This window comes from Streptomyces sp. DSM 42067, assembly GCF_055792885.1.
Window position 1 is genome coordinate 4356850 of the sequence record NZ_CM147706.1, and the last position, 13753, is coordinate 4370602.

Annotated in this window: 11 protein-coding genes; 6 read left to right on the forward strand and 5 right to left on the reverse strand. The window is 71.7% G+C overall.

Annotated elements, in window-relative coordinates:
* The first annotated feature begins 15 nt into the window (after positions 1–15).
* From ACSMXV_RS19995 to ACSMXV_RS20005, 3 genes are all read left to right on the forward strand, one after another.
* The gene (locus ACSMXV_RS19995; RefSeq protein WP_181868144.1) at positions 16–231 is read left to right on the forward strand and encodes a type II toxin-antitoxin system VapB family antitoxin; all 216 of its coding nucleotides are present in this window, start codon (positions 16–18) and stop codon (positions 229–231) included.
* A complete protein-coding gene (locus ACSMXV_RS20000; RefSeq protein WP_181868143.1) occupies positions 228–650 on the forward strand; it encodes a PIN domain nuclease in 423 nt (140 codons plus the stop codon). The genes ACSMXV_RS19995 and ACSMXV_RS20000 overlap by 4 nt, the downstream gene beginning before the upstream one ends.
* Before the next feature lie 77 nt (positions 651–727).
* Positions 728–1720: an aldo/keto reductase gene (locus tag ACSMXV_RS20005; protein ID WP_473172744.1), complete on the forward strand. Its 993-nt coding sequence runs from the start codon at positions 728–730 to the stop codon at positions 1718–1720.
* A gap of 578 nt (positions 1721–2298) precedes the next feature.
* On the opposite strand, the gene thpR is transcribed toward ACSMXV_RS20005, so the two are convergent.
* From thpR to ACSMXV_RS20020, 3 genes are all read right to left on the reverse strand, one after another.
* Complete coding sequence (thpR, locus tag ACSMXV_RS20010; protein ID WP_473172745.1) at positions 2299–2868, reverse strand: RNA 2',3'-cyclic phosphodiesterase; 570 nt, start codon at positions 2866–2868, stop codon at positions 2299–2301.
* A gap of 169 nt (positions 2869–3037) precedes the next feature.
* The gene (locus ACSMXV_RS20015) at positions 3038–4381 is read right to left on the reverse strand and encodes an MFS transporter (RefSeq protein ID WP_473172746.1); all 1344 of its coding nucleotides are present in this window, start codon (positions 4379–4381) and stop codon (positions 3038–3040) included.
* Positions 4382–4529: 148 nt separating this feature from the next.
* Positions 4530–4967, reverse strand: coding sequence for a MarR family winged helix-turn-helix transcriptional regulator (locus ACSMXV_RS20020; protein ID WP_473172747.1), 438 nt, complete (start codon positions 4965–4967; stop codon positions 4530–4532).
* A 226-nt stretch (positions 4968–5193) separates the two neighbouring features.
* On the opposite strand from ACSMXV_RS20020, the gene ACSMXV_RS20025 reads away from it, so the two are divergent.
* Positions 5194–5427 (forward strand): ribbon-helix-helix protein, CopG family, encoded by a 234-nt coding sequence (locus ACSMXV_RS20025; RefSeq protein WP_473172748.1) that lies wholly within the window; start codon positions 5194–5196, stop codon positions 5425–5427.
* A gap of 15 nt (positions 5428–5442) precedes the next feature.
* On the opposite strand, the gene ACSMXV_RS20030 is transcribed toward ACSMXV_RS20025, so the two are convergent.
* Positions 5443–6894, reverse strand: coding sequence for an NCS2 family permease (locus ACSMXV_RS20030; protein WP_181868139.1), 1452 nt, complete (start codon positions 6892–6894; stop codon positions 5443–5445).
* 283 nt (positions 6895–7177) lie between these two features.
* Between ACSMXV_RS20030 and ACSMXV_RS20035 the strand changes: the two genes are divergently transcribed.
* Together ACSMXV_RS20035 and ACSMXV_RS20040 are read left to right on the forward strand one after the other, a co-directional pair.
* Positions 7178–7447: a DUF2530 domain-containing protein gene (locus tag ACSMXV_RS20035; RefSeq protein ID WP_473172749.1), complete on the forward strand. Its 270-nt coding sequence runs from the start codon at positions 7178–7180 to the stop codon at positions 7445–7447.
* 90 nt (positions 7448–7537) lie between these two features.
* Positions 7538–9949: an HAD-IC family P-type ATPase gene (locus ACSMXV_RS20040; RefSeq protein ID WP_473172750.1), complete on the forward strand. Its 2412-nt coding sequence runs from the start codon at positions 7538–7540 to the stop codon at positions 9947–9949.
* A gap of 197 nt (positions 9950–10146) precedes the next feature.
* Here the strand turns inward: ACSMXV_RS20040 and ACSMXV_RS20045 are convergent, their stop codons facing one another.
* Entirely contained in the window at positions 10147–13440 is a 3294-nt protein-coding gene (locus ACSMXV_RS20045) for a sacsin N-terminal ATP-binding-like domain-containing protein (RefSeq protein WP_473172751.1), read from the reverse strand.
* Positions 13441–13753 lie beyond the last annotated feature (313 nt).

Sequence of the window (13753 nt, forward strand, 5' to 3'; positions counted from 1 at the left end):
CCTCAGGAGACGCACATGGCTCGCACAGTGATCGACATCGACGACGAGAAACTGGCCGAGGCGGCCGAGATCTTCGGCACGACCACCAAGGTCGCCACGGTGAACGCGGCCCTCGAGGACGCGATCAAGCGCCGCAAGCGGGCCTCGTTCCTGAACTGGCTGGCCGAAGGCGGCCTTCCGGACCTCACGGGCCCGGTGGAGAAGCCGGACGACCAGCATGATGCCGCGTGACTCGGAGCGATCGGTACCTGATCGACAAGTCGGCGCTGGCGCGCTACCCGAAGCCTGCTGTGCGGGTCGTGATCGATCCGCTGCACAACGCCGGGCTACTCGCCGTATGCGGTGCGGTCGAACTCGAGGTACTGCACAGCGCCAGATCGAAGGCGGACGCCGAGCGGATCCGTGACGAGATGCAGGGCTTCGACTGGCTGCCGACACCGGATGAGGCATGGGATCGCGCCCTGGAGGTGCAGTCACTCCTCATCGCTAAGGGGAACTGGAAGGCCCTGTCGGTCGCCGACCTGATCATCGCGGCGACCGCCGAACGTCACGGCGTCACCGTCCTGCACTACGACGGCGACTACGACATGATCGCCGAAGTCACCGGGCAGCCGACCGCCTGGGTCGTCCCCGCCGGAACCGCGGACTGAGCCGGCACGTCCGGCTCCGGGCCGAACAACCTGCCGCCCTTGCCTAGAGCGCACTCCACGGCGTTGGCTAAAGCCTCATGAAGTACACGCAGCTCGGACGTACGGGTCTCAAGGTCAGCCGGATCGTGCTCGGGACGATGAATTTCGGGCCCCAGACCGATGAGGCCGAAAGCCACGCCATCATGGACGCGGCGCTGGACGCAGGTATCAACTTCTTCGACACCGCCAACGTGTACGGCTGGGGCGAGAACAAGGGCCGCACGGAGTCGATCATCGGCAACTGGTTCGCCCAGGGCGGTGAGCGGCGCGACAAGGTCGTCCTCGCCACCAAGGTGTACGGGAACATGGCGCCCGACGGCGGCGACGTGTGGCCCAACCATGACAAGCTCTCCGCCCTCAACGTCCGGCGGGCCGTCGACGCCAGCCTGAAGCGGCTGCAGACGGACTACATCGACGTCTACCAGTTCCACCACATCGACCGTCAGACCCCCTTCGAGGAGATCTGGCAGGCCATCGACGTACTGGTCCAGCAGGGCAAGATCCTCTACGCGGGGTCCTCCAACTTCCCCGGGTACAAGATCGCCCAGGCCAACGAGACCGCCGCCCGGCGCGGCAGCTTCGGGCTCGTCAGCGAGCAGTGCCTGTACAACCTCGCCGAGCGCCGCGCCGAGATGGAGGTCATCCCGGCCGCGCAGGACTACGGCCTCGGGGTCATCCCCTGGTCCCCGCTGCACGGCGGGCTGCTCGGCGGCGTCATCAAGAAGGAGACGGAGGGCGGTCGGCGCGCGTCCGGTCGCTCCGCCGACGCCCTCGCCAACTCCGCCGTACGTGAGAAGGTCCAGGCGTACGAGGACCTGCTCGACAAGCACGGCCTCGAGCCCGGCGAGGCGGCACTCGCCTGGCTGCTCACCCGCCCCGGCGTGACCGGCCCGATCGTCGGCCCACGCACGGCGGCCCAGCTCGCCTCGGCGCTCCGCGCCGCGGAACTGGAACTGTCGGACGAGGTGCTGACGTCCCTGGACGAGATCTTCCCGGGACCGGGGCCGTCGCCGGAGGCGTTTGCCTGGTAACCGTCACATCCGGCCGGAGCGCCGCCTCGGCCGGGGGTCCGGGGGTTGCCCCCGGGACAGCACAGCCCGGGACCGGGGCCGTCGCCGGAGGCGTTTGCCTGGTAACCGTCACATCCGGCCGGAGCGCCGCCTCGGCCGGGGGTCCGGGGGTTGCCCCCGGGACAGCACAGCCCGGGACCGGGGCCGTCGCCGGAGGCGTTTGCCTGGTAACCGTCACATCCGGCCGGAGCGCCGCCTCGGCCGGGGGTCCGGGGGTTGCCCCCGGGACAGCACAGCCCGGGACCGGGGCCGTCGCCGGAGGCGTTCACCTGGTAACCGCCGCAGCATCCACCCGGACCCCTGCTCGGCCGGGGATCTTTCGGCCGCCCCCGGGACAGCACAGCCCGGGACCGGGACCGCCGCCGGAGGCGTTCGCCTGGTAGCACAACAGTCGCCCCTGGCCGAGAGGCCAGGGGCGGCGCGCCTTGGCGCGGCCGGTCTACTTCCCCACCGCCGCCGACAGCGCCACCACGACGAACATCAACACGAGCACACCGGCCATGATCCGGTTCCTGGTCTTAGGGTCCACGTACTCGAGGTTAACCGGCCCCTCCGAGTGGCCAGCGGGCGACCGTCTCGTAGCGCGGCTGCTCACCGCGCACCCCTGACACGGGCAGCCGGCTCCGCACCAGACGCAGCTCGTCCACGGTCCACTCGCTGCCCGCGAAGTGGCGCAGTTCGGCCACGTACGGCCGCAGGTCGTGCGGTCGCCGGGTGCGTGCGATGGACAGGTGCGCATGGTAGCGGCGGTGCTCGCCCATCTCGATGCCCGCCTTGCGGCCCGCCGCCTCCGTCCGTTCGGCCAGCAGCCGCATGGTGCCCACGTCGCCCTCGGCTCCGGCCCACAGCGCCCGGTCCCCGAAGTGGCCGCCGCCGTGCAGGGCCAGCGGGAAGGAGTCGGTGCGACGAGCGGCCCTGGCCAGCCGCTCCGACAACTCGGGGACCGTCTCCTCCGCCACCTCACCGTAGAACGCCAGCGTGAAGTGCCAGCCGGGACGGGGGGTCCAGCGCAGCGCGTCGGCGCCGGGCAGGCTCCTCACCCTGTCGACGGCAGAGGCGAGTTCACGGCACGCGTGGTCCGGGGGCAGCACGGCGGCGAAGAGTCTCATGGTCAGAGTCTGTCCCACGCCTGCGCCACCGCACGTCCGGCGCAGGAGCCAGCACACCGTGCCCCACCCCGTACTTCACCCGGCAGGCCCGGTCCGGCAGGCGGCACAGCCGGGGGCCCAGGCGGGCCCCCGAGGGCCGCACCCCTCGGCGCTCGCCCGGCACGGCATCTCACGCCGCCGTGGCCAGCCGCTCCCGCGGTACGAACCGCACATGCGGATGGCCCCGGTGCCAGCCCACCGAGAGGCGCAGGCCGCCCACCCGCGCCAGGATCAGGCCGACGGCGACGGCGGCCGCGGCCGAGACGAGGCCGCCGGCGGCGAAGCCGACCCTCGCCCCGTACGTGTCCGTGACCCAGCCGACGAGCGGCGCCCCCAGCGGCGTACCACCCGTGAAGACCATCATGAACAGGCTCATCACACGCCCGCGCATCGCGGGATCCGTGGCCATCTGCACGGACGAGTTGGCCGTCACGTTCACCGTCAGGCCGAACATCCCGATGAGGACGAGCAGCGCGGAGAAGATCCACAGGGACGGGGCCACGGCGGCCGCCACCTCCAGGACACCGAAGAGCAGCGCCGCGACGACCAGCAGCCGCAGCCGCGACGTGCCGCGCCGGGCGGCGAGCAGCGCGCCTGCCAGCGAACCGGCGGCCACCAGGATGTTGAACATGCTGTACGCGCCCGCCCCGGCCTGGAACACGTCGTCGGCGAAGGCCGACAGCCACACCGGGAAGTTGAAGCCGAACGTGCCGATGAACCCGACGAGGACGATCGGCCAGATCAGCTCCGGCCGGCCCGCGACATAGCGCAGGCCCTCACGCAGCTGACCCTTGCCTCGCGGCGCACGCTCGACCTGGTGCAGCTCACGGGCGCGCATCAGGAGAAGACCGGCGATGGGGGCGACGAAGGACACGCCGTTGAGCAGGAACGCCCAGCCGGTACCGACGCCGGTGATGAGGACGCCCGCGACGGCCGGCCCGACGAGGCGGGCGGACTGGAAGTTCGCCGAGTTGAGGCTGACCGCGTTCTGCAGCTGGCCGGGCCCGACCATCTCGGACACGAACGACTGACGGGCCGGATTGTCGACGACCGTGACGAGGCCGAGGACGAAGGCCGTGAGGTACACGTGCCAGACCTGGACGTGTCCGCTGAGGGTGAGGGCCGCGAGGGCGAGGCCCGTCAGGCCCATCGCGCTCTGCGTGAACAGCAGGACCGGCCGCTTGGGCAGGCGGTCGACGAGGACGCCGCCGTAGAGGCCGAAGAGCAGCATCGGCAGGAACTGCAGCGCCGTGGTGATACCGACGGCGGCGGCCGAGCCGGTGAGGCTGAGCACCAGCCAGTCCTGGGCGATGCGCTGCATCCAGGTGCCGGTGTTGGAGATGACCTGCCCGGTGAAGAAGAGCCGGTAGTTCCGGATCTTCAGCGAGCTGAACATGTTGGTCTTGGTGGTGGCGGGCTGGGAGTCGCGGGTTGTTGGTCCGGGTGCGGAATCTGCTCCGGTTCCCGTACTCAAGGTTTCGCCTCCTTTGGCGGTCGCGGTCAGTTCGTACGCGTGGCGCTCGCGGTCAGTTCGTACGCGCGGCTGGTGTGCTCGGCGCGGTGTGTGATGCCGTAAGCCGGTCTGTACTGCCGGAAGCCGCCCGGCCCCCCGTCGCGGCGCGTCAGAGGTGGGCCAGCTTCTCCAGGACCGGGGCGGCGGCGCGCAGCTTCGCCCACTCGTCCTCGTCGAGGCCCGCCACCAGTTCCGCCAGCCACGCGTTCCGCCGGCGGCGGCTCTCCTCGAGCATGGCCTCGGCCTGCTCGGTCTGCGTCACCACCTTCTGGCGGCGGTCCTCGGGATGCGGCTCCAGACGGACCAGTCTCTTGGCCTCCAGCAGGGCGACGATGCGGGTCATCGACGGCGGCTGTACGTGCTCCTTGCGGGCGAGCTCGCCCGGCGTGGCGGAGCCGCAGCGGGCCAGGGTGCCGAGCACCGACATCTCGGTGGGGCTCAGCGACTCGTCGACCCGCTGGTGCTTGATCCTGCGCGACAACCGCATCACGGAGGAGCGCAGTGCGTTCACGGCGGCAGCGTCGTCGCCATGCGTGAGATCCGGCATGTCTTTAGGATACCTCATTACTCTCGCTAAGTTCTCGCCGATCGGGGCCGCGACGCGCGTGACTGCGCTCACCGGACCAGAGGCACCCGTGGGCCTCGCCCACGGGTGCCGGAAGCTGCACATAACCCGCCCGGCGCAAACTCCGCATGCAGGACATCACCCAAATGAGTGATCCAATTCCCGAAAGTGACGCGTGGGCCGGTCAGGTCGGGCAACCCTCGTCCCCATGGGGACCGACGTGCTCAGCCTGCGCCTGGACCGTGAGCTGCTCGAGCGGCTCCGCCGGCATGCCGCGAAAAGAGGAATGAGCGTCCAGGACTATGTCGTCCGGACGCTCATTCGCAGTGACTTCGACGAGCGGTTCCAGTCCGCGGTCGAGGAGACGGAGAGGTTCTACGGGGCCGCCGAGGGGTTCTACGGGACCCCGGCGTCGCGGCGGCCCCGCAGCCCCGCCGAATGACTCCCTACGCCTGCGTCACGTAAGGCCCAGCGCGGGCATCAGGTAGTAGAAGGCGAACACCGCCGACACCACGTACATCGCGGCGGGCACCTCGCGGCCGCGGCCCGCGGCCAGGCGGAGAACCGTGAAGGTGATGAAGCCCATGCCGATGCCGTTCGTGATCGAGTACGTGAACGGCATCATCAGCATCGTCACGAAGGCCGCGATCGCGATCGTGTGATCGCTCCAGTCGATCTCCCGGATGGAGCCGGCCAGGATCATGAAGCCCACCGCGACCAGCGCGGGGGTGGCCGCCTGGGACGGCACCATGGTGGCCAGCGGGGTCAGGAAGAGCGAGACGGCGAAGAGCGCGCCGGTGACGACGTTCGCGAAGCCGGTCCGTGCGCCTTCGCCGACGCCCGCCGTGGACTCGACGAAGCAGGTGGTGGCCGAGGAGGAGCTGGCGCCGCCCGCGGCGACGGCGATGCCGTCCACGAACAGGACCTTGTTGATGCCCGGCATGTTGCCGTTCGCGTCGGTCAGCTTGGCCTCGTCACCGATGCCCATGATCGTGCCCATCGCGTCGAAGAAACACGACAGCAGCACGGTGAAGACGAACAGCAGGCCCGTCAGGATGCCGACCTTCTCGAAGCCGCCGAAGAGGCTGACCTGGCCGATGAGCCCGAAGTCCGGCGTCGCGATCGGGTTGCCGGGCCACGCCGGAGTGGTCAGACCCCAGGAGGGCACGTCCGCGACGGCGTGGATGACCGCGGCGGCCACCGTCATCACGACGATCGAGATCAGGATCGCACCCGGCACCTTGCGCACGATCAGCGCGAACGTGAGCAGCACGCCGACGATGAAGACGAGAACCGGCCAGCCGCCCAGGTGCCCGTCGCCGCCGAGCTGCAGCGGCACGGTGGTGTGGGCGGCGTCCGGCATGCGCGTGACGAAACCGGCGTCCACGAGGCCGATCAGCAGGATGAACAGGCCGATACCGATCGCGATGGCCTTGCGCAGGCCGAACGGCACGGCGTTCATCACGCGCTCCCGCAGGCCCGTGGCCACGAGCAGCATCACGACGAAGCCGGCGAGGACCACCATGCCCATCGCGTCCGGCCAGCTCATGCGCGGCGCGAGCTGGAGGGCCACGACGGTGTTGACGCCGAGTCCGGCGGCCAGCGCGATCGGCACGTTGCCGATGACGCCCATCAGGAGGGTCGTGAACGCGGCGGTCACCGCGGTCGCCGTGACCAGCTGGGCGTTGTCCAGCTGGTTGCCGTACATGTCCTTCGCGCTGCCCAGGATGATCGGGTTCAGCACGATGATGTAGGCCATCGCGAAGAAGGTGGCGAACCCGCCGCGGATCTCCCGCGGAATGCTCGAACCTCGCTCGGAGATCTTGAAGTAACGGTCGAGCGCACTGTGCGGAGGCTGCTGCTGCGGCTGCTCCGGAGTGGCGGCCTTGGCGGTGGCCGAGGTGGGCATGCGGGAACCTCAGGGGTGCGGGTGATTCACGGAACTTGATCGGGTCCGGCCGTCGACGGTCAACAACAGGTATTTCTTTGCGCCTCTGCGGTCACTCAGCAGTCACTGTTGGAGCTTCATACGACTAGAAGTAGCCAGACTCGGACCGTTTCAGTATGAACATATGAGCCCCATATCGCCATCTCCGCGCGTAGACCTCTTGTGGCACAAGGGATCCGGCGTCGCGCGGAGGCCCGGAGCGGGGGCGGCGGACCGGACATCGGGGCCCTCGTAAGCTGTGCACATGGCGAAATGGACCCCCAGGCACGAGGCGCCCGAGCCCCTTGAGGGGCCCGTGGTCGCCACCATCACCGGCGGCACCATCCTGTGGTTCCTGGTCTTCCTGGTGCAGCTGCCGTTCTACGGGTGGTTCGACGAGCACGGGCACACCTGGTGGCTGTGGACGTGCCTGGCCGGCGGGGGGCTGGGGCTGATCGGCGTCTGGTACGTGCGGAAGCGGGATGCGGCGTTGAAGCGGGACGTGGCGCGAAAGGCCGGCGACGCCGCCGAGTAGGGCCACCCTTTCTCGCCGCAGGCCGCCCGCAGCAAAGGCGGCCCGGCGTTCGGGGGGTGAAGCCGCAGGTCCGCCCGTACCGTCGTTTGCATGACGCACATCGATGCGGGTGCTGAACTCGATCCTGTGCACCCCGTGCCGATACCCCGCGGGAAACCCTCGCCCGGGCTGACGGCGGCCGAGGTCGCCCGGCGGGTGGCGCGCGGCGAGGTCAACGACGTTCCGGTGCGCAGCAGCCGCTCGACGGTCGACATCATCCGGGCGAACGTCTTCACCCGCTTCAACGCGATCATCGGTGTGCTGTGGCTGATCATGCTGTTCGTCGCGCCGTTCCAGGACAGCCTGTTCGGCTATGTGATCCTCGCCAACACCGGCATCGGCATCATTCAGGAGCTGCGCGCCAAGAAGACGCTGGACTCGCTCGCGTTGATCGGCGAAGCGCGGCCGACGGTGCGGCGGGACGGCGTCACCGCCGAGATCAGCACCTCCGAGATCGTCCTCGGGGACCTGATCGAGATCGGGCCCGGTGACAAGATCGTCGTGGACGGTGCCGTCGCGGAGGCCGACGGTCTGGAGATCGACGAGTCGCTGCTCACCGGCGAGGCCGACCCCGTCGTCAAGAACCCCGGCGACCAGGTGATGTCGGGCAGCTTCGTGGTGGCGGGCGGCGGCGCGTTCACCGCGGTCAAAGTGGGCCGCGAGGCGTACGCCGCGCAGCTCGCGGAAGAGGCGTCCCGCTTCACGCTCGTCCACTCCGAGCTGCGGACCGGTATCTCCACGATCCTCAAGTACGTGACGTGGATGATGATCCCGACCGCGCTCGGCCTGATCATCAGCCAGCTCGCCGACGAGGCCCACGGCTCCGGCTTCAAGGACGCGCTCGCGCGCACCGTCGGCGGCATCGTGCCGATGGTGCCCGAGGGACTGGTGCTGCTGACCTCGGTCGCCTTCGCGATCGGTGTGATCCGGCTTGGCCGAAAACAGTGCCTCGTGCAGGAGCTGCCGGCGATCGAAGGGCTCGCCCGCGTCGACATCGTCTGCCTGGACAAGACGGGCACGCTGACCGAGGGCGGCATGGACGTCACCGAGGTGCGCGCGCTGGACGGCGCGGACGACACGTACGTACGCAAGGTCCTCGGCGCCCTGGGCGAGTCCGATCCGCGGCCGAACGCCAGCCTGCAGGCGATCATCGATGCCTATCCGGACAGCGACGAGTGGCGCTGCACGGAGTCGCTGCCCTTCTCCTCGGCCCGCAAGTACAGCGGGGCCAGCTTCAGCGAGGGCAACGGCGAGTCCAGCTCCTGGCTCCTCGGAGCCCCGGACGTCCTGCTGCCCGAGGGGCACCCGACGCTGGCCGAGACCGAGCAGCTCAACGAACAGGGGCTGCGGGTGCTGCTCCTGACCCGCGCCGTCAAGGAGCTGGACGACCCGGAGCTCACGCACGGCGCACGCCCCACCGCGCTCGTCGTACTGGAACAGCGGCTGCGGCCGGATGCCGCCGCCACCCTGCGCTACTTCGCGGACCAGGACGTGCGCGCCAAGGTGATCTCCGGTGACAACGCCGTGTCGGTCGGCGCGGTCGCCGCGAAACTGGGCGTGCCCGGCGCCGAGAACACCCTCGACGCGCGGGCGCTCCCGCAGGCGCGCCCGGAGATGGCCGAGGTCCTCGACGACCACACCGTCTTCGGCCGGGTGACCCCTCAGCAGAAACGGGACATGGTCGGCGCGCTGCAATCGCGGGGGCACACGGTCGCGATGACGGGCGACGGCGTCAACGACGTCCTGGCGCTGAAGGACGCCGACATCGGTGTCGCCATGGGCTCCGGCTCCGAGGCCAGCCGGGCCGTGGCACAGATCGTGCTGCTGAACAACAGCTTCGCGACGCTGCCCTCGGTCGTCGCGGAGGGCCGCCGGGTCATCGGCAACATCACGCGCGTCGCGACGCTCTTCCTCGTGAAGACCGTCTACTCGGTGCTCCTCGCCATCATGGTGGTCTGCGCCCAGGTCGAATATCCGTTCCTGCCGCGGCATCTGACCCTGCTGTCGACGCTGACCATCGGCGTCCCGGCGTTCTTCCTCGCCCTGGCCCCCAACAAGGAACGCGCCCAGCCCCACTTCGTACGACGCGTCATGCGGTACGCGATTCCGGGCGGGATCCTCGCGGCCACCGCCACCTTCGCGACGTACCTGCTGGCGCGGCACCACTACACCGGGCCCGACGAGCTGGACGCCGAGACGAGCGCGGCGACCCTCACGCTCTTCCTGATCGCCATGTGGGTCCTGGCGATCATCGCGCGTCCCTACACGTGGTGGCGGATCGGCCTCGTCGCCGCGATGGGCACCGGGTTCCTGCTGGTCCTCGTCGTGCCCTGGCTGCAGCACTTCTTCGCGCTGAAGCTGGTGGGCACGACGATGCCGTGGGCCGCGGTGGCCATCGCGGCGGTGGCGGGGGCCGCGCTGGAGTTCCTGTGGCGGTGGGTGGGGCGCCGGTTCCCGGCGTAGGGGTGGACGGCGGGGCCCGGCCGGGCATCGCTTCGCTCGCCACGGGCCGGGCCCCGCCGGGGGATTTTGCCCCGCCGGGGTGGGATTTCGCCCCCGCCGCCCCTACCCGTCCCGTCCCCGAGGGCTCCGCCCCCGGACCCCCTTGTCGGCCTGAACGGCCTCGTCCTCAAACGCCGGACGGGCTGATGGGCCCGCCCTCAGTCGAACCAGCGGTCCCGGGCCAGTTCCTCCGTGCGCGACGGGTCCTCGAGGAGGGCCGCGACCTCGAAGCGGCGCGGCCACTGGCCCGCCGCCCAGGCCAGACCCGCCGCGACGCCCTCCAGCGTCGCCGCGTGGACCGTGCCGTCAGGCGCCTGCCGCCAATCCAGTTCCGTGCCGGCCACGACGAGTTCCTCGTACTCGGTGTACGTCGCCGGGGTCGACGGTCCCAGCAGCACCCGGACCGACTCCGGGACCGGATGCACCACTCCGTCGCCCGCCACCTCCGCGGTCACCGTCTCGCTGAGGCGCCGTACCTGGAACAGCTCGGCGAGGTCGGCGGCGCGCGACGGGCGTACGGGGAGCAGGGGCAGCCCGGCAGTGAGCGGAAGGAGGTCCGGGGCGTCCGCCACCACCGCGTCCGCCGCGTCGACGACCGTGACGCGGCCGTCCACGACGGCCCGCAGGTCGTCCGGGAGCGTCACCTGCTCCGGGTCGAGGTCCGCCAACAGGCCATAGATCGCGTGGAGTTGGGCCGACGTGACGTCGCGCTCCGGGTCGGCGAGGCGGTCGAGGAGCTCGGCCGCGCCGCCGGGTTCGGAGAGGAGCGCGGCGACGGAGGTTCGGACGCCGAGCGCCCGCAGCACCTGCTCGTCGTCGAAGCCCGTCGCGTCCGCCGAGTCGTAAAGACCGGCCAGCAGCGGGTCCCCGCCCGCGGCCCGCAGACCGGCCGGGCGGCGGCCGTCGAGCACCGGGTGGCCGCGCAGCCACCAGGCCGTGTACGGGCGGACCGTCTCCGTGGTGCCGTCCGGCAGCAGGATGCGCACCGGCTGCGTGAGGGCGTCCCGCAGCGGCGGCTGCGACAGCAGCGCGAGAGCCTGCGGCCAGCGGTCGTCGTCGACGAGGTCGAGATCGCGTACGGCGATGATCTCGGTGGCGACCGGCGGTACGGGAGTGTCGGGCAGCCTGTCGAGGATGTCCTCGCACCAGACGTCGACGGCGTCGAGCAGCCCCGCGTCGTCGGGCTCGGGGAAGTCGCCGCTGCGCGGCTCCACTTCGTCCGGGTCGAGGACCACGTCCGTGGCGCGGACCAGCGCGAAGTTCGCGAGGACCCCGCAGGCGGCGAGCGGCTGTTCGCCCCAGCGCTCGGCCAGTTCGGCGTCCACCTCGGCCAGTTCGCCCTCGCGCACGACCCCCGCGAAGGGGCTGCCGGGCAGCACGAGCTCGCCCGCAGGGGCGAGCTCCCCTTCGTCGTCGGGCAGCGCGAGCGCCCCGAGCCAGGGCTCGTCGCCCGGCTCAAGACCGGCATCCCGGACGAGCGCGAGGACGAGGTCCGCGAGCTCCTCCGCGTCCAGCGCGTCCTCGTCCCAGGAGTCGTCCTCTAGCGAGCCCGCGACGGCGGCCCGCACCTGGGGTGTCGTCAGGACGGCACGCGGTGTGGCGGGCAGGGCGCCGAGCTTCTCGAGGAGGGGGTGCGCGGCGTCGGGGTGCGCGACCTTGAGGCCGAGACGGGCGAGGGAGGCAGGAGCGGCAGGCTCTTCCGCGGGCTCGCCCGTTTCCGTGCCCTCGCCGGACGGCGGCACCGGCAGCAGCACCTGCCGGGGCCCGATCGTCGTACGGCCGTCGGCGAGGGGCACCGGCAGACCTGAGAGCCGGTCCGGGTCGACGCCGGCCAGGCTGTCGTACAGCCGCCGCCACCAGGCGGGCTCCCGTTCCAGACCGGCGAGCCGGTCGATCGCCTCGGTCAGCGGAACGCGGGCGACGCCCAGCGTGCGCAGCTCCACGCGGCGTTCGAGCCCGGCGGGCAGCAGGCTCGGCAGCACCTCGGCCAGCACCCGCACCGTGTCGGCGCCCGCGCCCTCGACGACCTCGGCCTCGCGCGGCCGCAGCGCCACGGGGCCGGCGGCCGCCGTACCGCCCGACATCATGGCCTCGCCCTGCGGGGCCCAGGCAGGCGCGGCCTCGGAGCCGCGGGCCCAGGCCTGCGCCGCCTCGGCTCCCTCCAAGGGCCAGGCCGGAGCGGCCTCTGCCCCCTCGCGCTCCACCGCGGGCGGCAGAAACGCCGTACGCGGCAGCCGGTCGAGGATGGCCTGACGCAGCGCCCCGTCCAGGACGCCCTTGCCGAGCGGACCCGGCACAAGATCGATCAGGCCGGTGCTCAAGGGGCGCCAGGACGCGAGCAGTTCGGCGTACGCGTCCGCCGCGCGCTGCACGAGGAAGTCGGTCAGCGGGCCCGGCGCGGCGTGCCGACGCATCGTGTCCAACGGCAGCGACGCGATCAGCAGTGCCGGTACGCCTAGGGGTTCGTCGCTGGGCGTCGGCGCGTGCACGACCGGGGCGGTACGGGGGCGTCGCGGGGCGCCCTCGTCGTCCACGGGGACGGCCCACGTCACGGACCAGTACGGACGCAGCCGCTCCTCGACCGGGCGGTCGGCGAGCAGTTCGTGGTCGAGGGAGCCGTGGCGGCTGACGGTGCGCCACCGGCTCGTACCGTCGCGGCTGTCGTCGATGACGATGTCGGATGCGGCCCCGGGGTGCGGGCGCCGCCGCAGCGTCCGGACGCCGTCCACCGCGCCCTGCGTCTCGACGACGACCTCCTCGAGCCCGGGGAGGCTCAGCAGGAGGGCGTCGTCGATGCCCTCGAGCAGTCGTTCGACCAGATCTCCGGCTGCCGCGTCGCGCAGCGGCAGGATGACGACGGTGTCGTATCCCTCCGGGGCGGTGCCCTCGGCGGGCAGCGGCAGGCGGAGGAGCGGTACGTGGCCCTCGCGGCGGCGCAGCTCGTCGCCCAGGCCGGGGCTGTGGCGCGCGGTCTCGGCGGCCAGCTCCCGGGCCTCGGCGAGCGACCACCGTACGCCGCCGTGGCGGCCGACCACCGCGGGCTCGTCGGTCACGGCGAGCACGGCGGCGAAGCCGACGCCGAAGCGACCGACGGCCGCGGTCCTGCCCTCGCCGTGCCCCTCCCGCTTCGCGGAGGCGCGCAGCGTGGACAGCGACTCGGCGCCTGCCGCGTCGAGGGGGGCGCCGGTGTTGGCGGCGGCGAGGACGCCGTCGCGGAGGATGAGGCGGAGCCGCCCGGGGACGCCCGCGCGTGCCGCCGCATCGGCGGCGTTCTGCGCCAGCTCCACGACGAGGCGGTCGCGGTAGCCGCCGAGCGCGAGGTCCTCCTCGGCGTTGGCGTCCTCGCGGAACCGGGCCGGGCTCGCCGCCCATGCGTCGAGTACCCCGCGCCGCAGACGCGCCGTCCCGAACGGATCCGCCCCCTCCGGGGCCGGCCGCACGAACTTGCTCACGGTGGTCACTCCTTGCCTCCGGCACGGTTTGCTGTTCCCTGCGTCGGCGCGGTTACGCGTTCGCCGCCGCCCGAAGGTACCGCGCGGCGGCGTCCGACCGGGTGGGCGGTTCGCCACCCGGGGCTTCCGGCTGTGGGTGGTTCGCCACCGGGCGGTGGCTGGATCGGCGCGTGCGCGTCTGCGGGTCCGCTCTGGTACGCCACCCTGCCGGTGTGGGCGCACATCCCGCCACGTCCCCTTCGGCACGTACGCGGCGATCCGCCGGTGGCCGGTTCAGCCATTGCGACGGGACAGGTGGGCAGCCGCGCCACTG